Raw genomic sequence first — 20,603 nt, 5'->3', positions numbered from 1 at the left:
TCAAAAACTCAAAAAACAACAACGAAAAACTCAAAATCATGGATTCTCAAATGAATAGACGTGTTTTAATTGGTGCCCTCTTCTTGATAATTGGAGCGGTGCTTACGCTAGATAACCTAGACATATTCGATTTTCACTTACCTGGGTATTTGTTCAGATGGCATACCTTCTTGGTTGTGATAGGTATTTTCATTGCAACGGTTAGAGAAAAGTTGGGTGTGGGTATAACCCTCATTATAGTAGGAGGAATCTTTCTGCTGAACGACATGGCCGATTATTATTGGTGGGACTTTGACTTCAGAGATATTTTCAGATTATGGCCTCTGGTGTTTGTGGCAGTAGGTGCCTCATTGATACTGAAGAGAACTAGCCATAACAGGGATTACGAAAAAAAAAACATTGACGGAAGTCACGACCTCGACTACGTTGACGAACTGGCCGTATTCGGAGGAGCAGAGAGAATGGTCACCTCAAAGCAATTCAAGGGCGGCAAACTCACTTCAATATTTGGAGGAACAGATTTAAATCTGATGAACGCAGATCTTAACCATGGCACGAATGTTTTGGATGTATTTATTCTGTTTGGCGGCTGCGATATTCGCGTACCTTCTGATATGAACGTGAAAGTGAAGGTTACCGCAATTTTTGGTGGGTTCTCTGACGAAAGAAAGATGATTGCAGATAACGAAGCCAACAACGGTAAAGAACTCATTGTACAAGGACTGGTCCTCTTTGGCGGTGGTAGTGTAAAATAAACCACTATGGGCTGAAAGCGCACCATAGTTTTAAAAGCAACCGAAAGTCGCTTTGAATGGCGGACTTAGAAAATGTACGATCTTAGATTTACGATTGACGTCAATCAAAATTCGTACCTCGTAAATTCCTGGATGCTTTTTAGAAGCTAAAGCGAAATGCACTGAAGTGCATAGTTTTAACTCCTTTTGTGACTAATAAATAAGAGCCTCTCAAAAGGAGAGGCCTTTTCATGAAACAGGTTTCTAAATTTTACTAAATTCCGCCTTCGGGCGGTTTTTTTATGCAGCATCCTTTCCTCAAGAACAGAAACTTTATTCCATACATTACCACTTGGGTAATGATTGCTGCCGTTTTCGGTTTTGCACTTTATAATTTCTATGGCCTAACTTGGCAAACAGCACTTATAGACTCTTTGGTGTTTAATGCTCTGTTTATGGGTTTGGGCTTAGCCTATTGGTTCAACGTTCGCTATAGCACTTTCGATAAATCACAGTTAATCAATCAGGTGATTAGTCACTTGGCTGCTGCGGCCATTTCCATTTTGGTTGGCGTTTTCCTTTTTAAGATGATTGTTACGCCAATGGTTAAAGAAGAGTATTACGAGACTTTTGTGAAAGACTCTATGCCGTTGCGTGGTGCTCTTGGAGTACTTTATTACGCTATTGTAGTACTCATTTACTACCTTATTCTCTACTATGACGACCTGAACACAAAGTCTCAGAGACAGGCCCAGTTAGAAACCATGCTCAAAAGTTCTGAGCTTGAAATGCTGAAGTCTCAGATTAACCCCCACTTTATCTTCAATAGCCTCAACTCAATTTCTTCGCTTACCATGATTGCGCCAGACAGGGCGCGCGAAATGGTGGTAAAACTTTCAGATTTTCTTCGATACTCTTTGGGAAAAGAGAATGACCAGATGAATTCGGTGGAGGATGAAATCAATAACATCATGCTTTATCTGGATATTGAGCGGGTAAGATTTGGTGATCGGTTAAAAGTTGAAAAAGAGGTTGCCGAAAATGTAAAGGATCACAAGTTACCCAACCTGATATTGCAACCGCTTTTCGAGAATGCCATTAAGCATGGTATCTACGAAAGCTTAGAAGAAATAACCATTCAGTTGAAAGCTTGGAAAGATGGCAACTTGTTGAAAATTCAGGTAAGTAATGAATACGATCCAAATGCAGTATCCAGAAAAGGCAAAGGTATTGGCTTGAAAAATGTTCGCGAAAGGCTGTCGCTCATTTATGGAGTGAGCCAATTGGTGGAGGTTAGCAAAACAGATGGTATTTTCACGATAAGGTTAGACATTCCTCAAACTATAGCAGACTCATGAAGGCAGTAATTATAGACGATGAAAATTTGGCAAGAGAGCTTATTAAGGCTTATCTCAAAAAGTTCGATCAGGTAGAAATTATTGCTGAGTGTTCCGATGGTTTTCAGGGGTTAAAGGCTATTCAACAACATAATCCAGATTTGATCTTTCTCGACATTCAAATGCCGAAAATCACTGGGTTCGAGATGTTGGAGCTTATTGAAAATCCGCCTGTGGTTATCTTCAGCACTGCTTTCGATCAGTATGCCATTAAAGCCTTCGAGCTAAATGCCACTGACTATCTGCTGAAGCCTTATTCTGAAGCTCGTTTTGAAGAGGCCGTTAAAAAGGCCTTAGCTAAAATAGGTCAGAAGGAAAGCAACCAAAAGGAGTTGGAAGGCTTAAAAGAAACTAGGTCTGAGCAAGAAAGTCTAGACCGTATTGTGGTGAAGACGGGAAACAAAATTCAGATTCTAGCGCTTAATCAGGTTCATCACTTTGAGGCGCAAGACGATTATGTGGCCATTCATTCTGATCAAGGTAAGTTTCTGAAACTAATGCGTATGAAAGCGCTAGAGAATGGTTTACCCACAGGAGACTTTGTGAGAATTCATCGGTCTCATATTGTCAATGTAAAGCATATTGAAAAGCTGGAGCTTTATGAGAAGGACTCTTACATTCTCTACCTCAAAAACGGTCAGCAACTACCCGTTAGTAGAAGCGGTCATGGCAGGTTGAAAGAGGTTTTGAGGTATTAGACTCTACTTACCTCTCTCAAAATCATAATCATTTTGGAATTGAATCCAAAATAAACATAATCATTTTGGATTTTGAGTCAATTTGAACTTAACATGTATAGAAAATCGCAAATTCTATACATGTCGTTAGTGACGTGTATAGTTTTGATATACTTTCTATACATTACTTAACCCCTTCGCTTAGAAGTTTAAAGAGCTCAATGTTAACGTAGTAATTCGAACGACCAAGCTTTTGCTTATTGAGAATGCCCATTTCCGTTAAGATATTCAAGTAACGCGTTGAAGTAATTCTTGAGATATGTAGGTCTTTCTGAAGCCTGTCTATCTTGGTATAAGGATGTCGGAAAAGGTTGTTGATCAAGTCTTGGCTATATATTCCTGATTGCTCTTCTCTAATTCTCTTTTTAGTTGAAAGCATTAATGATTTAATGGCTTTGATTAGAATAACAGTCTCTTTTGAAGTCTCTTCTACTGCTTTGAGCATAAATATAACCCAAGGTTCCCACTCGTTAGAGACTCTAGTAGATTGTAGTAGTTCGTAATATTCAGGTCTGTTTTTAATTATATACCTACTGAGATACAAAACAGGTAGGTTGAGCAATCCTTCATTGATAAGGTATAGTATATTGATGATTCTTCCTGTTCTGCCGTTGCCATCAAAGAATGGGTGTATGCTTTCGAACTGATGATGAATAATAGCCATTCTCACCAATGGGTCAGCATCGTAGGCTAAGTCGTTATTGATGAACTTTTCAAGGTTGCTTAGCAGCTCTTGAATGGTTTGAAAGTCTTGTGGTGGGGTGTATACAACTTCTCCTGTAAGATCATTTTTTAAGACAGTTCCGGGTACTTTCCTCACTCCAGCACTATTCCCTTCGATGATTTCTTGAATTTTCAAGATACTATTAGTGGTAAGGATTCGATCTCTTCGAATGGTATCGAATCCATATTTAAGAGCTTCTGCATATCGATGTACCTCTTTGGCAGAAGCTGAAGCAAAATCCTCTTTATCTACTTCAGATCTATACAATTCATCGTGAGTAGTGACAATATTCTCGATGGCGGAACTGTCTTTAGCTTCTTGCAGAGAAAGAGTGTCTATAAGGATCTGTTCATTCGGGATGGTGCTAGCTGCTCCTTTGAGTTCGGCTAATGACGCCCTTGCCTCGGTCAAAAGTTTAAGAACTTTCCGAGTTTCTATTCTTTCTAGAGGAACGTTTGGGGGCAGGAAGGGTAAATTCATATGTATAGAAATTGAATAAATATATACATATCAAACTTAACATGTATAGAAAATCGCAAATTCTATACATGTCGTTAGTGACGTGTATAGTTTTGATATACTTTCTATACATGTTGAACTTTACAACTCATCTTCTCAATTCTACAGTTCGGTAAGACTTATTTAGTAAAGGACTGAGTTCGCAGCACCTTTGGTTTATCAAAAGCCCAACGGTCATGCAAAAACTCATCAACTTATTTCTAATGCTTGTTTTGTCAGCACAGGCATTTGCTCAAACTCAAATCAAAGGCGTGGTTCGGGATGGTCAAGGTCAAACCATTCCCGGAGCCAATATCTATCTGAAAGACACCTTCGATGGAGCCGTTAGCCAAAATGACGGTTCATTCACTTTCGAGACTTATGAAGAGGGAAGCCATATTCTGGTGGTTAGCTTTATTGGCTTCAAAACGCTTGAAAAGCCTGTTCAGGTTGAAGAAAAATCAATTACTCTGGAGCTTAAGCTCGAGGAAGAAATTAATAAAATAGATGGTGTTACCATTACGGCTGGTTCTTATGAAGCAGGTGAAGTAAAAAAGAACACTGTACTTAAGCCGCTCGACATTGCAACTACTGCCAGTGCAGTTGGTGATATTATGGGAGCCATCAATACCTTACCAGGAACAGCCACCGTTGGCGAGTCGGGCAGACTATTTGTCCGTGGTGGCGAAGGCTACGAGACCAAAGTATTTATAGATGGACTTGAGGTTAGAAATGCCTTTGGAGCTACTGCACCTAATGTGCCAACTCGTGGTCGTTTTAGTCCTTTTCTCTTCAAAGGAACCTCTTTTAGTACTGGAGGATATTCTGCAGAGTATGGTCAGGCATTGTCTTCGGCTTTGGTACTGAACTCCAACGATATGCCAACCCAGTCTCAGGCAGATATTTCTATAATGTCTGTAGGTGGAGATGTGGCTTACACCAAAAAATGGGATAAAACGAGTGTGTCTGGTAAAGTGCTCTACACCGATTTCAGGCCATATCAGAACTTAATTAAGCAGCGATTCGATTGGGAGGAAGCACCAAGTTCTGTGGGTTCTGAGTTTGTAATCAGGCATAAGGTGAGTCAAACAGGCATAGTTAAAGTTTACCTGAATACTGATAGATCGAGCTTTTCCATCAAGCAAGAGAATATTAATCGGAACAATGTTAAGGACACTTTCGACCTTGAGAATAGATATTTCTATTTGAATGCTAGCTATAAAGATATTCTCAATAAGCAGTGGTCAATAAAATCTGGCGTTTCTGTTACCAATAATAAAGATAACCTGAGCTTAAACCGTAATGGACTGTTTGGCCAAGAATTGGGCATGCACTCGAAGCTTGCGCTTCAGTGGGATGCTAGTGAAAAACTATCAGTAAACATGGGGGCCGATTGGTTCAGCAGAGAGTATTTGCAAAGAACCAATCCCTTAAACGAGAGTCCGTTTAAGACAAGCTTTAAAGAGAACATCATGGCCAATTTTGTGGAGGCCGATTATTATGCGTCAAATAGATTTGTGGTAAGAGCGGGTTTACGGAGCGAATACACTTCACTCACCGACCAGCATTTTATGAGCCCAAGGGTTGCCATGTCTTACAAATTGAATAATGAAGGTCAGTTTTCGCTGGCATATGGTCAATTTGTACAGGCTCCTCAAAACGAATACAGTATTGTACAACCGGCTCTTAAGCCAGAAAGAGCCACCCATTATATTCTTAATTATCAACATATTAAGAACGATAGAATATTCAGAGTCGAAACGTATTATAAGGATTATGAAGACTTGGTAAAGTTTGAGGTGGAAAGAGACTTTGATCCGAATAATTATAACAACAATGGTTTCGGAAGTGCGAAAGGGTTAGATGTTTTCTGGAGAGATAATAAAACCATCAAGAATACGGATTATTGGGTGTCTTACTCCTACGTAGATTCTGAAAGGGAATATCAGAACTTCGATCAGTTAATGACTCCGTCCTTCCTATCGGCACATAACTTTTCGGTAGTGGTAAAACATATGATAGACCCGATCAGAACCCAAGTAGGGGCTTCGTACAACTTTGCTTCTGCTCGCCATTTTCATAACCCTAACCAAGCTGGCTTTCAGAACAGCAGTACACCAGCTTATCACGATGTGAGTTTAAATGCGGCAGTATTGCTCAAGCAGAACATCATCCTTTATATGTCTTCGTCCAATATATTCGGAAGAGAGAACATTTTCGGATATGAATATGCAGATCAGGCCAATGATCAAGGTGTTTTTGAAAGTAGGGTAATAGGTCAGGCAGCTAAGCGATTTGTATTTGTAGGGCTGTTCATAACTCTAACAAAAGATAAGCAAACTAATCAATTAGATAATTTATAAAGTCAAATAACATGAAAGTATTATTAACAACGCTATTAAGCTTAGTACTGATTTTGGGTAGTACAAGCCAATCGAAAACGGTTTCTATCACTGTTCAAGTTGATGGATTGAAAAACAAAAATGGATATGTAGCCATCGGGCTTTTCGATGGCTATGGAGACTTCCCTGAAGGTGATGGTTTCGCCTCAAAATATGTGGAGGCCGATGGCTCAAGTGTAGAGGTTACCTTCGATAAGCTAGAACCAGGAGAGTATGCCATCGCTGTACTTCACGATGAAAATGGAAATGAGGAAATGGATTATAATGAATATGGTATGCCAGAAGAGGGCTTTGCATTCTCGAATAATGCCATGGGTCAAGATGGGCCTCCAAGTTTTGGTGATGCCTCTTTCGAAGTGAGCTCGGATAAGGTAGTTTCTATTGATATGGTCTACCTCTCTTACTAAGAGAAACCTTTGACGAACTTTAAGATAGAGCTACAGCTTAGGCCTCGGCTCACGAGAGTATCATGGCTACAAGTTCGTCAAAGTTAATACTAACTACAGTTCATCTGCTAAACTCTACAGTTCAGTCAGACTCTTTTCTTCACCTATTTTTAAGACAATACTTTTAGCTCACAAACTCAAGAACAATGAAAAAACTAGTAGTAATAATCGGAATTTTAGTAGCAGGTTTAACCGTAAACGCACAAAGTCAACAAGCCTACATAGGTGCCATGAGCAAAGGTTTACAGTCAATGGGAGAAGCCCGAACTATGGAAGACTGGCAAGGAGTTGCTGGCCAATTCGAGCGCATTTCTGCTAAGGTATCAGATCAATGGCATTCTCATTATTATGCTGCATTGGCTTACATTAACATGTCTTTCAGAGCCAATGATGTATCGGAAAAAGATAAACTTACAGACAAAGCTCAGGAATATATTGACGTAGCCAAAAAGATAGCTCCAAACCACTCAGAGGTTGTGGCTTTGCAAGGCTTTAAGTACATGATCGAACTTTCTGCCGACCCTGTAAGCCGTGGTCAAAATATGTCACCAATGGCTATGCAACAGTTTGGTAAAGCCCTAAACATCGATCCAAACAACCCAAGGGCTAATGTTTTTCTTGCTCAAATGGAAATGGGGATGGCTCAATTCTTCGGCTCTCCTACCGATAAAGCCTGTGAAAAGGGACAAAAGGCACTAGAACTCTTCAATGCTGCTTCAAAGGAGCAAACTTTAGACCCAACTTGGGGTAAGGAAACTGCGGAAGAATTAGTTAAGCAGTGCGGTAAATAATTACGCTAAGTAAGAATGGCAGATGCACTGATTTTATCTCATGTGGTGGCTGGAGTCACCACTTTGATTTCCGGACTTTTAGCTGCGTTTTTTGGTAAAAAGGGTGGGAAGTTGCACAGACAAGTAGGTTTGGTATTCTACTGGTCTATGTTCTGGATTTTTATCTCAGCATTGCTCATCATAAGTTTTGTAAGATTCAGTGCGTTTCTCTTGGTCATCGCAGTATTTAGTTGGTATATGACTTTCTCGGGAGTACGGGTGCTCAAACTCAAGAAGACTATGATGGCTAAGCCAGTCGATTGGACCGCTGCCATCATTACCTTGCTATCGGGTCTGTTTTTCATAGGCATGGGCTTCAGCTATCAACTAAAAGCTGAATGGTCTTCTGTGGTAGGATACTTATGCTTTTTCTTCGGCATATTCACTGCTCAGACCGCTTGGGAGAATATTAAAGGCTTTAGAAGAGGTGCCAATCAAGAAAAAATGTGGTGGTGGTTCGCCCACATGAATTCCATGTGTGGTGCTCTAATAGCTAGTATTACCGCCTTTACAGTGCAGAACGGAGAAATTTTTAAGCTTCCTTCTGAAATGATGTGGCTACCTTGGGTGGTACCTACTATCATCGGAAGCCCACTAATAGCCTATTCAATGAATAAATACCGTAAGAAATTTAAAGTGGGCAAATACGCTGCTCTCAACAATTGAATTTTATTTAGTTTTAAACAATGAGCTTTCGAGAAACTGTCAGCTGGAAGAAAATCTTCAAAATGACCCTTCCTATTTTCCTCTTTGGGGCAGTCACTAATACTTTATTTTGTGAAGACTGTTTCTCTAGCTGGGAAGCCCTAAAGAATGAAAGTTTCTCAATGGTCTTTTCAGGCTTAATGTGGGTGTTCCTTTGGCAGGGAAACGGATTGGTTTCGGATTACATTTCATATAGAATTTCTTGGTTAGAGAACCCTACCAAAAGGTTTATCTGGGGCAGTATTGGCGTTATTCTTTATTCACCTGCAGCGGTACTTTTTCTCTATCTAATGTCTTGGTGGTTGGTCGATATTCGTATAACGGGTTTAGCGAGTATCATGCTTATTTCCATAGGCATCACTTTTATAATTAGCTTTTTCCTTAATGCGGCAGAGTTTCTTAGAAATTGGAAACAAACGGCTTTAGATGCCGAAAGACTGAAGAAGGAGCAAATGGCTTCTAAGTATGAGTCGCTCAAAAATCAGGTAAACCCGCATTTTCTTTTCAACTCGCTGAATGCGCTAACCAACTTGGTTTATGAAGACCAAGATATGGCAGCGGACTTTATCAGGCAGCTTTCGAAGGTTTACAGATATGTGCTCGAAACTAGGTCTAAGGAGTTAGTGAGCTTGGAAACCGAAATGAAGTTTGTAGACTCTTACCTTTTCCTTCAAAAAATAAGGTTTGATGAAAAGCTTAAGGTTGAAGCTGATGTAGTGGGCTTTGAAAAGCGAATGATTCCGCCTTTGGCGCTGCAAATGTTGCTTGAAAACGCTATTAAACATAACACCATTGCCAAGGATGAACCGCTAACTATTAAAATCTTTGTTCAAGGTGAAATGCTTGTGGTTGAGAACAACCTGCAGATAAAGAATATTCCTACGGAGGAAAGCTCAGGAATGGGCTTGGCTAACATTAAAGCACGCTATGAATTCCTAAGCGATAAGCTTGTAAATATTGAAAAGACGGACCAAGTATTTAGGGTCGAACTTCCACTTTTAACTATTTCCGAATGAAAGTATTAATTGTTGAAGATGAATCGATGGCGGCCAAAAGGTTAACCAACCTTTTGCTAAAGCTAGAGCCAGACATTGAGATTCTCGATCAGTTAGACTCGGTGAAAACCGCTGTAAAGTGGCTTTCTGCTAATGAGGCAGACCTTCTGTTCTTCGATATTCAGCTGGCTGATGGATTGAGTTTTGAAATCCTCAACCAAGTGAATATTCAAACCCCAATTATTTTCACCACCGCTTTCGATGAATACGCCATCAAGGCTTTTAAGGTGAATAGCATTGATTATCTGCTCAAGCCTATAGATCCAGAAGAGCTGAAGCATGCACTGGAAAAGTTTCACCAGAATTTCAGGCAACCAGAGCCTCAGCAACCCAACATGGCTATGCTAGAGCAGGCTATGAAAATGCTGACTAAGCAATACAAAGAACGTTTTGTGGTAAAGATTGGGGAGCATATCCATACTATTCCGGTGAGTGATACCGCTTATTTCTTCAGTCAGGATAAGGCTACTTTTCTAGTCACAGAAGAGAAGAAGCGATACATAATAGATTACACTTTAGAAGAAGTAGAAGGCCTTATTGATCCACAAGACTTCTTCAGAATCAACCGAAAGTATCTGGTTTCTATGCGTGCCGTCAAAGACATAGTCAGTTATACCAACAGCCGTTTGCGCATTATTCTTCATCAATCAGACGAAATGGATGCGATTGTCAGCCGTGAAAGAGTACAAGACTTTAAAAAGTGGTTGGATCGATAGATATCTGTAACTTTCGACTAATCATTTAGGTTAATCAGTTTATGTATAAAAAGTTCGGATTCTCAGTTCTTCTTTCTTTAGTCCTCCCTTATTCATTTGCTCAGCAGCCTTCAGGCACTTGGGTAATGGCTCATATTAAGGCCAAGCAGCCAGTGCTTTCTGCTACTATGGAGCAAGGAGAGCTTACTTTCGATGAAGGTGACCCCTACGATTCTTCTGAGGTTTATACTCCAGGTTTAATGGTAATTCAGTTTGAGTCTCAAAGAGCTGCTATCAGCCATTCGTGGGATGGTAATGAATCTTGGCAATGGCAATTGCAGCAAGATAGCCTATTGATGTTCGGTGAACGAGACACGCTTTATGGCTCTTATTCTCAAGATCAGATTATTCTAAGTAGCACTGTTGATGCAGTGCCTACAGAATACACCTTCTTGAAGGTAGAAGATAAACTTAAGCTAGAAGGTGTTGAAGCGAAAACCAAAGCGGAGTTCAAAATTCCTGATCACCCTTTCGATAACCTTCAGCTAACTTTTCAGCAAGATACCGTACTGGCCGAAACCAATAATATCAAAGGTCTAGAGCTCTACTTAACAAACATTGGTCCGCTTCAAGTTATTGAGTACACTTTTGATAGGGACTACAGTAAGGTTGAACTTGGCATTGTTTACCTCTTTAGAGACAAGCGAAAAAAGTACAAAGGCCTCTTCTATCCGGTGGTAGATGACTTCAAAAAACCCAAACCACAAGTGTTAGAAATAGACCTGAAATAATTATTTCAAGGCGAGAATCTTCAATTCATTTTCCACTTACTTTTGCGCCTCTTTTTATGTCGGTGGTTCGCAAAGTGAGAGCAGTAGAAAAGGTTTTTACAGCTCTAGATGTAGAAATCAAAAGTTTTCAGAATACATCTCAAATAAGGTGTTTGGAAGGTTGTGGCAAATGTTGCTTCAAGCCAGATATTGAAGCTACTCCTTTGGAATTTCTACCCTTGGCTTTCGACCTATTTCTTACCAAAAGAATTGATGAAGTGCACGAGCAGCTGGTTTCAGGTGGCCAAGCTCACTGTCATCTGTTTACACCTAAGCCGCTAAGTCTAGACAGGGGCTCTTGCGGTCAATACATTCACCGAGGACTTATTTGTAGACTCTTTGGCTACTCAGCTATGAAAGACAAAGATGGTTTACGTAAATATGTTACCTGCAAAACAATTAAAGAATCTCAGGCCGAAAAGGTTGAGGCTGTTCAGAATGAATTGAACAATGGCTATGAAATTCCGATGATGAGCGACTTCTACTTTCAAATTCGCTCTATAGACCCGGACTTGGGAACAGTCCGCTACCCAATCAACCTGGCCATGCGCAAAGCTATTGAGTATGTGCTGGCTTATTATGCTTATCGCAGGCGGCCTTCTATGAGAAGAAAGCTGAGTGCTTAACAGTTTTCCATGTTGGGCGATTCTATGGGAAGGAACATCGTCTGGGATGATCCTACTTTAGGTCGGGATTGAAAAGGTGGGGCTTAGCGTAATAAGATGCTTCCCTCGATACTTCAGGGCTTTTGCAAGACTTACCGATGATGTTCTGGTTACTGAGCAGAGTGCCTAATACCAATGTGTCTTTCAAAACTGTTGAGGCTGATATTCTTCCGTCTAAGTTCATCTGAGAGTAGTGAAGAATCTTATCAATCACATAGCACAGGAAATGCATAAAAAAAGGCTTTGACACTAGTGCCAAAGCCTTTATAAAATGATTATTACGTATTCTTAATTACCTCCGTTGGCTCTTTGCATTGGGTTAGAGCCTGTAGACTGGCCTCTTGCAGCACCACCGCCAAATCTGAATAATTCAAATCTAGATGGCTTGCTAGATCTTGGGAAGTAGTTGTTGTCTTCGTTAGTATCTGCTGTTTCTCTGTAAGGGTCAATTCTGATTTGAGCAACTTCCTTGTCTTTCATAAACGCTTTAGTCACTTTATCTTCATCTTTTCTCCAGATATACGCAGGTATTTTCTCTACTTCTTTTGTGCCATCCACATAAGTCCACTCAATAATGATTGGCATTACTAAGCCTCCTTTGTTAGAGAAGTCTATTTCGTAGAAGTTTTTATCGCCACCAAGTAGAGCTCTTTCTTCGGCAGAAAGTGAAGCGCTAAATCTCTGGTAAGCTCTTTTAGATTCTTCTGTTACTTCAAACTCATCGTAAGAGTAGTAGAAATCTTGAAGTCTAGTGTCTTCTTCAACATAGAACTTAAGACCTTCTTCTCGGTTTCTGCTATCGGCAATATCTGTGTTTCTCAACTCATCTTCTGCCTTAGCAATTGGATTTTCTATCTCTGGGTTTTGAGTATTCAGTTTGTACCATTTTACATCGTCTATAGCAATATCAACATTATCTATAGTGAAGTACCAACCTCTAATGAACCAGTCGATGTCTACAGCAGAAGCATCTTCTAGCGTTCTGAAAAGATCGTCTGGAGTTGGGTGCTTAAATGCCCAACGTTTAGCGTACTCTTTGAAAGCAAAGTCGAATAGTTCGCGACCCATAATGGTTTCACGTAGAATATTCAAGCCTGTAGCTGCTTTAGCATAAGCATTGCTACCAAAACCAATAATGTTTTCAGAGTTGGTCATAATTGGCTCTAGTTGATCTTTAGGCAATGCCATATAAGGAGCAATGTTAGCCGCAGGGCCTCTTCTGTGAGGGTAGTTGTTATCAAACTCCTGCTCGGTTAGGTACTGAACAAAAGTGTTTAAGCCCTCATCCATCCAAGTCCACTGACGCTCATCAGAGTTTACAATCATTGGAAAGAAGTTGTGACCTACCTCGTGAATGATTACACCAATAGCGCCATACTTAGTACCTTCTGAATAAGTGCCATCAGGTAAAGTTCTACCATAGTTGAAGCAAATCATTGGGTATTCCATACCGTTAGAAGCTTCTACAGAGATAGCCACTGGGTAAGGATAAGGAATGGTGTACTTAGAGTAAGTCTTAAGCGTATGAGCTACAACTTTAGTAGAGTATCTTTCATAAAGGTTGTAAGCTTCTTTGGCGTAGTAAGACATGGCCATTGGGTGGTCTTCTCTACCTTCAATGTCGGCAGCCATAGCGTCCCACACAAACTTTCTAGAAGAAGTCCATGCAAAGTCTCTCACGTTTTCTGCCTTATAGTGCCAAGTTTTGGTTTCAGAAGTACCTTCTTTTTCGTTCTCTTTAGCCTCTTCTAATGTTACAATTTTAACAGGCTCAACGAATTCTTTCTGAGCTTGTTCCCATCTTTTTTGCTGTTCGGCTGTAAGCACGCTCTTGGCATTTTGCAATGCACCAGTAGAACCTACAATGTGGTCGGCAGGAACAGTCATTTTTACATCATAGTCTCCAAAAGTAAGCGCAAACTCACCTCTTCCTGTAAACTGCTTATTGTTCCAGCCTTGAAAGTCTGAGTACACAGCCATTCTTGGGAACCAACCCGCAATAGTGTAGATGTAGTTGCCATCTTCAGGGAAATATTCATGGCCACCTCTGTTACCAGAATCGTCTCTTGGAGTAGTGTTATACCACCATCTGATGCTGAAAGATATTTTATCGCCAGGCTCAAGAGTTTCAGCAAGGTCAATTCTCATCATGGTTTGGTTGATGATGTAAGACATTGCAGCTCCTTTAGCGTCTTTTACCTCAGTAATGTGAAAACCCCAATCATTATCATGACCATCGAGGCCATCAATTTGGCCATAAGTCATTCTAGGGCGAATGCTACTTGGGTCGAACTTGTAAGAATCGTCTTCTGGATTGTACTTGTTCTCGTCTAATGCAAGCCACAGATAATCTAACGGATCTGGAGAATTGTTGTAATAAGTGATGGTTTCATAACCATCAAGTCTCTGATTTTCATCGTTGAGAGTAGCCTCAATTTTATAATCAGCTTTTTGCTGCCAATACTGAGGGCCTGGAGCACCAGATGCACTTCTGTAGACACTCGGGTCGCGAAGCATACGTTCTAGTTGTTCGAAACGCTTACCATGGTTGCTTCTTTCTACCTGAGCAAAAGCACTTCCGCCCAAAATAAAAGCTGCCACCAAAGCATAGATTATTCTCTTCATAGTGTATTTAGTTAATTACCAAAATTTAGTTTCAATCATTATAGTGATGGCAATACCAGCTACAGCCGAGCTTACCACGAGTATCCAGTCTCTTTTCGACACATTGAACAACCCTACAAAAACGAAGGAGATGATTACGAAGAAGAGCACAATAATTAATTGCCCTAATTCTAACCCTAAGTTAAATGCCAAAAGAGGTGTGAAAATATTTTCTTCGCGGCCTAAAAGACTTTTCAGATAATTTGAGAAGCCTAAGCCGTGTATTAAACCAAAAAAGAGTGCGTAGAAGTAGTTACTGCTAAATTTAGCAGGGCCAGAACCATGCTTTTTTACTAGGTTAGAAAAAGCAGTAATGAAGATGGTGACCGGAATTAGGAACTCAATAATATCGGTTCTGAAGTTCACTAAATTCAGGGTGCTTAAAGCCAATGTAATGGAGTGCCCAATGGTAAAGGCTGTTACTAGTATCAATATCTTTTTCCAGTCTTGCGCCTGGTAAATGGCACATAGAGCTATTACAAAAAGTATATGATCATAGCCCTGAACATCTAATATATGTTCGTAACCTAATTGAAAGTAAGTAGAGAATTGGCTCATTCTTTGCGAAAAATAGTCTTAGCAGTAAATCACTGTTTGCAATAATATTGCAATAATAAAGTTTAATTTTGAACCTGCATAGTAAGGAACCCAGCATGCCGACAAAACTTATGTATTTGGTCTTTTTTTTGTTTTCAGCAGTTTTTCATCCTTTTCATGTAAGTGTAATGGATGCTGAATACAATCCGCAAAACCAGTCTTTGCAAGTAAGCCATAGGCTATTCTTAGATGATTTGGAAGATGCGCTTACCGACTATCACGGTATAGAATACATTGATACCGTTGAACCGAAAGATCCGCAACAGCTAGACAGTCTTATTGCCGAATATTTAAAGAACAAGGTGTTCTTTGTGGTAAATGGAGCTGATAAAAGCTTTGAATACATTGGTTCAGAAGTAGAGGGCGATGCTCGCTGGTGCTACTATCAGGTAAATAAAGTGAGTGCTCTAAAAGAGGTTGAAATTACCAATGTAGCTTTAATGGATGTTTTCGATGATCAGCAAAACATTGTGCACCTTAAGGCCAACGGAAAAATTAAGAGCTACAAACTAGATAAAGGCGATAAAGTAAAAACCTTCACCTTCTAATGTTAAGAAAATCACTACTACTCACGGCTTTCTCACTTTGCTTATTCGGGTGCTCCTTTGGAGATAAATCTAAAGAGCAGGAAAATCAAGAGCCTATTGCTGAAGCAATACCTCGTTTTGTGGAATATGAAATAGAGAAAATTAGTGAAGAGCTAGGGCCTTGTAGTACTGACACTACAAGCCGAAAATGCCTCATCATAAATATTGAATACCCAAAAATTACAGGCATTGTAAGCCAACAGGTAATGGAAAAGCTGAATGAAAACATTCAGAATGATATTCTCAGCTCTACTTTTCTATCGGATAAACCCACTACTTTCGATGAACTTAAAAGTGAGCTAGAAACGGACTATAACACCATCATTAAGGATTTTCCAGAGTATGCCAATGCTTGGAATTTAGAGGTTAACTCAGATATACTCTATCAAGATTCCCTATTTATAAGTTTGGCGAGCACCGTTTATTCATATACTGGTGGGGCTCACCCAAATTCTGGTCAAATGTATAGAAGCTACGATTTAAGAACTGGTGAGGCTATTGGTTTGGCAGATATTCTTAGAGAAGGTTATGAGGAAGAGTTGAATCAGGTGGCTGAGATTGAATTCAGAATGACTAAAGAGATACCACCAACCGAATCTTTAGAAGAACGAGGGTACTGGTTCGAAAATGATAGGTTCGAGCTCACAGAGAATTTCGCCATTATAAATAAGAGTCTGATTTTCTATTTCAACCCTTATGAAATAGCACCTTACGCAATGGGGCCAACGGAATTGGAATTGAAGTTAACCGACTTTGTAAGCCTCATTAAAGAGGGTGGAGTTATTGAGAATTACAAAAATTAAACTCCCTGTAAGCATCCCAGCTTTTACCATTGTGTTTGAGTAGCCAGAAACTATTTACCTGAAAAGAGGCCTTGAATGCTCTCTGCTCAAACTCCTTCCATGCTTCTAAAAACATGGGCTTGCGTAAATCGCGAAAGGCAACTGTAATATGCGGATGAAAACCACCAATGTGGACGGCATGAAAGAGGTTTAACTGCTTTTTAGTGGCCTCAAGAAGCTCCATGTTCATGGCTTCTAACTCTTCACATGGTTTAGGCTGAATAAAGATAGTTCTAGGCGAAAAAGCTCCGAATCCATCTAACTCAACATTGAATGGACTGAAGTTGCTTGTTTGTGCAAGTACATTGAGCAGCCTTTCTTCCTTTCGCTCCTTCCATTGAAAAGGCATGTGTAATGTAATGTGTGCAGGAGACCTCAAAGATGCCTTGGAGTTGTACTTCTCCACAAACTCTTTTTTGATAGAAGTAATCTCTCCTGCCAGTGGCTCTGGTGGAATAATAGCTAGAAAATACTTCTGATCTCCCTTCTTCAATTTATACCGCTGGTTTTGATATGATACCCCAAGTCTTTAGTTTGTTCAAAATTGCAATATCCACATGAATACCATTAAAGAAAACCTTCTTTTATTCTTGTTTCTATGCCTCGCCACTTCTTGCGGTAGTAAGAATTCGTCAGAAGAACTTAGTTCAGAGGCATCAAACTACAAGCTAGCTATAACAGACTCAGTTCAGGTAGACATATTTGGTTCTAGCCTTTCTTTGGTAGATGTACACTCCGAATCAGGAGATTTACTGATCATTCAACCAGACCCGCCAAAGTTATGGATAGTTTCTCAAGAGGGAAAAATCAAAGAAACTTGGGAAAAGAGTGGCAATGGTCCTGATGAGATTGGTTCGCACTTGCTTAGTGCGGAGTTTTTTGGAGAGGGGGTGGCCATGATGGGATATATGCGATTGAAAATTTTCGACAAGAACTTTAGGGCCATCGGTTCATATAAGCCAGGCTTCGATCTTCAGGGCATGGTATATATGGGCTACAATCACCTATTAGCCTTTGAAAGTGGTGGTGATGAACAACTGGTAACCTTCTTTGGTGGACCACAAACAGAGCACCATTGGGACTCGCAAGAATTTTATAATGAATACAATGTGCTGGACGTGATTAACCCTAAGCTGGAAGGCGAGATTGAAAATGAGTTAGGAGAAGCCAAGAATGTATTTAAGCCAATTGGCGGCTTTACAGAAGACAGCCAATTTAAAAAGAGTGGAAGGTCTCACATGTACATTATACCAGTTTTTGATGTGCAAGGCAATGAGCTAATCTATGCTTTCGACAGAGATACGGTTCTCTTTAAACGAGAGCTTCCTAGTGGAGAGTTAATTTCTTCAACTCCAATACCCTTCGATCAATTCTATTTATCTAAAGGCTGGACAATGGGTAAAGGTGTAGCCGAGATGAATTCGGGGAATGTTGCTCCCAAAAATAGAAGAGGAAATATTGAGAGGGTATTTCACAGCAATGGCTTTGATGTTATTTTTTATCGATCTGGTTTGCCTTTGGAAACTATTCAGGCTATCACATTGCAAGGAGCTGAAAAAGCCAGAGAAGAATACAGGCTCGATTATTCCAAGCATCTGATTCTTAAGGAAGGTGAGAGAATTAATAAAGATTTAAAGACAACCGATAAAATCTATGCGCCAAGTATTACAGATAACAGCGGTTTTTTATGGGCCAGGCAAAACGTAAACGCCCTAGATAAGGAACCAGACTTGGTCACTTTTTACAAACTCAAAATAGTTCCAGATGAAAACTAAGCACGCACTAAAAATAAAGGTCGTTTTAGCGCTATTGATCCCATTTGTCACATATAGCTGTGGAGGAAGTTCAGCTCAAGATGAATCAGTTGAATCAAGTAATTATAAGCTAGAAATTGTAGACTCACTGCAGTTTGACATAATAACGCCAGTACTCCAAATCGCAGATGTTGATCCGAAGACAGGTAACATATTGGTGATTCAGCGGAGACCCTCTAAGGCCATTATATTTAATTCTGAACTTGAGGTTTTGGTGGAAAAGGAGTTTCTACCATCGGACCCGAAAGGGCCTGGTGCAGCATTAAAGTCGGGTACTTTTTTTGGTGATGGGGTTGCTTTTAATAGTCCGAATAGAGTATCAATCTTCGATGGAAATCTAGAGTTTCAGAAGGTCTTGCGGCCCCACTATGCCTCTCAAATGTTCGATCAGACTAAAAAAGATATCTATCAATTTTCTACTGATTCTGGAGAACCAAGGTTAGTGTCATTTTTTGGCGAGCCTCAAACCGAGTTTTGGGAAGGAATGCAAGAGTTTTATGATGAGTTTAACGTTGTTGATATCGTAGACCCAGCGCAATACTCAGATCCAAGAGATACCGTATTTATGCCGATTGGTGAGCTTACCGGAGATAGCAGGTACAGAAATGGAAAAGCTCATTACTTCCTAAGCCCTGTTTTCGATGTAAAGGAGAATACGCTTCATTATGTTTTAAATGACGACACGGTCTTGTACAGAAGACAACTTCCTGAAGGAGATATTATTGAAAGCTACACGATTCCCTATGACGAGTTTATTCTTTTTGAAGGTTACACAATGGGTGAAGCTGGAGTGGCTGAACAGAATAAGCCTCATGATAGAGAAGGTAAAGTAGAAGAAGTGTATCATGTAGATGGTTTCGATGTAATCTTTTATCACTCAGGCATGAAGTTGTCTCAAATGATGAATTACAGAGAATCTCCAGATCCTCAAAAAGAATTTGAAAGAATAGACTACAAGAAATACCTGATTATTAAAGATGGCAAAAGAGTAAACCTTGAACTCAAGCTGAACCCTAAAATTCAATCTATCCAATTGGCCGATGAAAATGGATTTTTATATGGTTCCCAAAACACCAAAATGCTGGAAGAGGAACCCGAAAAATACACCATCTATAAACTCAAAATAGTTCCAGATGAAAACTAAGCACGCACTAAAAATAAAGGTCGTTTTAGCGCTATTGATCCCATTTGTCACATATAGCTGTGGAGGAAGTTCAGCTGAAGATATATCAGAAAACTCCGCTTCCAATTACAAATTGGAAGTGTTTGATTCGCTTCAGTTTAACCTGCTGACAAAGGATATTTGGGTTGCAGATGTGAATACCCAAACAGGAGATATTTTGGTTATCCAACCTTCTCCTCCTGTAGCATGGATATATGATAAATCTCTTAATGCTAAAACCAAGTTAGAGCTGCCAGAAGATCATCCAGAAGGTGTTGGTAGTTTTATTCTTAGTGCTACTTTCTTCGATAAAGATATAGCTCTTATGGGGTGGAGAGTGGTTAATATCTATGATAAAGAATTCAACTTTAAAAAGTCTATGAGGCCACACTATGGTCCAACTGAATTGTTATCTCTTGGAAAGAAAAACATCTATCAATTCTATAATAAGGATGATAACCCCCAATTGGTTACATACTTTGGGCAGCCTCAAACGGAATTACATGGCCTATTAGAGGCGTACTATGATGAGTTTAACATTGTAGATATAGTTAATCCTGCAATGTCGAAAACTCCTAGAGACACTGTTTTTAAACCTTTGGGTGAACTTACTCCTGACAGTAGATTTAGAAGTGGTAGATCCTTTACGTCTCTTCAACCAAGAATTGATGTTTCTGAAAATTTGCTTTTCTATGCTCTCAACGTAGACACCACTCTTTTTGTAAGAAGTTTGCCTGAAGGTGACATCATTGAATCATATTCCATTCCATTTGATGAATTCATTCTCAATCCTGGAAAACAAATGGGAATGGCTGGTGCAACAAGAAGTGGAGGATCCTTCGGCCACCCGGGAATCATAGATGAAGTATTCCATACGGGTGAGTTTGACCTAATCATTTATCAATCGGGGCTCAAGCGTTCTGTCTTAGATCAATTTGATAGACAATCACCAGACTATTTTGATAAAACAAGAAAGGCGAATTATAGAAAATATCTAATCGTAAAAAATGGGGAGAGACTCAATAGGGATTTAAGGCTCAACCCAAAAGTTAGCAGTATTCAGTTTGTAGATGATGACGGTGTTTTCTATGCATCCCAGAATTTGCAAGCCTTAGAAAAAGAACCCGAAAAATACACCATCTATAAATTGAGAATTGTGGAAGACAATTAGATAGGTTTATGGCCAATCGTACTGAAGGCCTTGGCCTACATTTCATTT

General features: G+C 39.8%; 21 protein-coding genes. 16 read left to right on the top strand and 5 right to left on the bottom strand.

The genetic code is table 11. The features are described from left to right. Positions 1–38 precede the first annotated feature (38 nt). The 3 genes from AWW68_RS03980 to AWW68_RS03970 all read left to right on the top strand — a co-directional run bounded on the left by AWW68_RS03980 (position 39) and on the right by AWW68_RS03970 (position 2,829). Positions 39–755 (top strand): LiaF transmembrane domain-containing protein, encoded by a 717-nt coding sequence (locus AWW68_RS03980; protein WP_068216819.1) that lies wholly within the window; start codon positions 39–41, stop codon positions 753–755. A 281-nt stretch (positions 756–1,036) separates the two neighbouring features. Continuing rightward, on the top strand, positions 1,037–2,092 hold the full coding sequence (locus AWW68_RS03975) for a sensor histidine kinase (protein WP_068216817.1): 1,056 nt from the start codon (positions 1,037–1,039) through the stop codon (positions 2,090–2,092). Next, positions 2,089–2,829, top strand: coding sequence for a LytR/AlgR family response regulator transcription factor (locus AWW68_RS03970; RefSeq protein ID WP_068216816.1), 741 nt, complete (start codon positions 2,089–2,091; stop codon positions 2,827–2,829). Before AWW68_RS03975 ends, AWW68_RS03970 begins: the two co-directional genes overlap by 4 nt. Before the next feature lie 163 nt (positions 2,830–2,992). Here the strand turns inward: AWW68_RS03970 and AWW68_RS03965 are convergent, their stop codons facing one another. Continuing rightward, positions 2,993–4,003, bottom strand: a complete 1,011-nt coding sequence (locus AWW68_RS03965) for a Fic family protein (protein ID WP_245660205.1) — start codon at positions 4,001–4,003, stop codon at positions 2,993–2,995. Positions 4,004–4,287: 284 nt separating this feature from the next. On the opposite strand from AWW68_RS03965, the gene AWW68_RS03960 reads away from it, so the two are divergent. The 8 genes from AWW68_RS03960 to AWW68_RS03925 all read left to right on the top strand — a co-directional run bounded on the left by AWW68_RS03960 (position 4,288) and on the right by AWW68_RS03925 (position 11,679). Beyond that, entirely contained in the window at positions 4,288–6,453 is a 2,166-nt protein-coding gene (locus AWW68_RS03960) for a TonB-dependent receptor (protein ID WP_068216812.1), read from the top strand. 11 nt (positions 6,454–6,464) lie between these two features. Further along, positions 6,465–6,899: a DUF2141 domain-containing protein gene (locus tag AWW68_RS03955; RefSeq protein ID WP_068216810.1), complete on the top strand. Its 435-nt coding sequence runs from the start codon at positions 6,465–6,467 to the stop codon at positions 6,897–6,899. A gap of 185 nt (positions 6,900–7,084) precedes the next feature. Further along, a complete protein-coding gene (locus AWW68_RS03950) occupies positions 7,085–7,729 on the top strand; it encodes a tetratricopeptide repeat protein (protein WP_068216807.1) in 645 nt (214 codons plus the stop codon). A 15-nt stretch (positions 7,730–7,744) separates the two neighbouring features. Beyond that, a complete protein-coding gene (locus AWW68_RS03945) occupies positions 7,745–8,434 on the top strand; it encodes a hypothetical protein (protein ID WP_068216805.1) in 690 nt (229 codons plus the stop codon). 20 nt (positions 8,435–8,454) lie between these two features. Continuing rightward, positions 8,455–9,489: a sensor histidine kinase gene (locus tag AWW68_RS03940; protein ID WP_068216803.1), complete on the top strand. Its 1,035-nt coding sequence runs from the start codon at positions 8,455–8,457 to the stop codon at positions 9,487–9,489. Continuing rightward, complete coding sequence (locus tag AWW68_RS03935) at positions 9,486–10,244, top strand: LytR/AlgR family response regulator transcription factor (RefSeq protein WP_068216801.1); 759 nt, start codon at positions 9,486–9,488, stop codon at positions 10,242–10,244. The genes AWW68_RS03940 and AWW68_RS03935 overlap by 4 nt, the downstream gene beginning before the upstream one ends. A gap of 41 nt (positions 10,245–10,285) precedes the next feature. Next, positions 10,286–11,014: a hypothetical protein gene (locus AWW68_RS03930; protein ID WP_068216799.1), complete on the top strand. Its 729-nt coding sequence runs from the start codon at positions 10,286–10,288 to the stop codon at positions 11,012–11,014. A 56-nt stretch (positions 11,015–11,070) separates the two neighbouring features. Further along, positions 11,071–11,679 carry a YkgJ family cysteine cluster protein gene (locus AWW68_RS03925; RefSeq protein WP_068216797.1) on the top strand — a complete coding sequence of 203 codons (609 nt, stop codon included), beginning with the start codon at positions 11,071–11,073 and terminating at the stop codon, positions 11,677–11,679. A gap of 52 nt (positions 11,680–11,731) precedes the next feature. On the opposite strand, the gene AWW68_RS03920 is transcribed toward AWW68_RS03925, so the two are convergent. From AWW68_RS03920 to AWW68_RS03910, 3 genes are read right to left on the bottom strand one after another with little or no spacing between them, the layout of a single operon-like run. Continuing rightward, complete coding sequence (locus AWW68_RS03920) at positions 11,732–11,950, bottom strand: hypothetical protein (RefSeq protein WP_068216795.1); 219 nt, start codon at positions 11,948–11,950, stop codon at positions 11,732–11,734. A gap of 56 nt (positions 11,951–12,006) precedes the next feature. After that, positions 12,007–14,343 carry a M1 family metallopeptidase gene (locus tag AWW68_RS03915; protein ID WP_068216793.1) on the bottom strand — a complete coding sequence of 779 codons (2,337 nt, stop codon included), beginning with the start codon at positions 14,341–14,343 and terminating at the stop codon, positions 12,007–12,009. A gap of 15 nt (positions 14,344–14,358) precedes the next feature. Next, positions 14,359–14,940 (bottom strand): HupE/UreJ family protein, encoded by a 582-nt coding sequence (locus AWW68_RS03910; protein ID WP_068216791.1) that lies wholly within the window; start codon positions 14,938–14,940, stop codon positions 14,359–14,361. 95 nt (positions 14,941–15,035) lie between these two features. Between AWW68_RS03910 and AWW68_RS03905 the strand changes: the two genes are divergently transcribed. Together AWW68_RS03905 and AWW68_RS03900 are read left to right on the top strand one after the other, a co-directional pair. Then, the gene (locus tag AWW68_RS03905; protein WP_157717519.1) at positions 15,036–15,527 is read left to right on the top strand and encodes a DUF6702 family protein; all 492 of its coding nucleotides are present in this window, start codon (positions 15,036–15,038) and stop codon (positions 15,525–15,527) included. Next, on the top strand, positions 15,527–16,369 hold the full coding sequence (locus tag AWW68_RS03900) for a DUF3298 and DUF4163 domain-containing protein (protein WP_068216787.1): 843 nt from the start codon (positions 15,527–15,529) through the stop codon (positions 16,367–16,369). Before AWW68_RS03905 ends, AWW68_RS03900 begins: the two co-directional genes overlap by 1 nt. Here AWW68_RS03900 and AWW68_RS03895 read toward each other — a convergent pair. Next, positions 16,347–16,901 (bottom strand): 2'-5' RNA ligase family protein, encoded by a 555-nt coding sequence (locus tag AWW68_RS03895; protein WP_068216784.1) that lies wholly within the window; start codon positions 16,899–16,901, stop codon positions 16,347–16,349. The two genes, AWW68_RS03900 and AWW68_RS03895, sit on opposite strands and share 23 nt — an antisense overlap. A gap of 64 nt (positions 16,902–16,965) precedes the next feature. Between AWW68_RS03895 and AWW68_RS03890 the strand changes: the two genes are divergently transcribed. The 3 genes from AWW68_RS03890 to AWW68_RS03880 are packed head-to-tail and all read left to right on the top strand — an operon-like array spanning position 16,966 to position 20,555. Continuing rightward, positions 16,966–18,183 carry a hypothetical protein gene (locus AWW68_RS03890; protein WP_068216782.1) on the top strand — a complete coding sequence of 406 codons (1,218 nt, stop codon included), beginning with the start codon at positions 16,966–16,968 and terminating at the stop codon, positions 18,181–18,183. Continuing rightward, positions 18,173–19,366 (top strand): hypothetical protein, encoded by a 1,194-nt coding sequence (locus AWW68_RS03885; protein ID WP_068216780.1) that lies wholly within the window; start codon positions 18,173–18,175, stop codon positions 19,364–19,366. Before AWW68_RS03890 ends, AWW68_RS03885 begins: the two co-directional genes overlap by 11 nt. Continuing rightward, a complete protein-coding gene (locus tag AWW68_RS03880; RefSeq protein WP_068216778.1) occupies positions 19,356–20,555 on the top strand; it encodes a hypothetical protein in 1,200 nt (399 codons plus the stop codon). The genes AWW68_RS03885 and AWW68_RS03880 overlap by 11 nt, the downstream gene beginning before the upstream one ends. Positions 20,556–20,603 lie beyond the last annotated feature (48 nt).

The sequence above is a fragment of the Roseivirga spongicola genome, assembly GCF_001592965.1.
Taxonomy (GTDB): Bacteria; Bacteroidota; Bacteroidia; order Cytophagales; family Cyclobacteriaceae; genus Roseivirga; species Roseivirga spongicola.
Note: the sequence above shows the minus strand (reverse complement) of the source record. Positions and strands in the feature narration are given on the sequence as shown.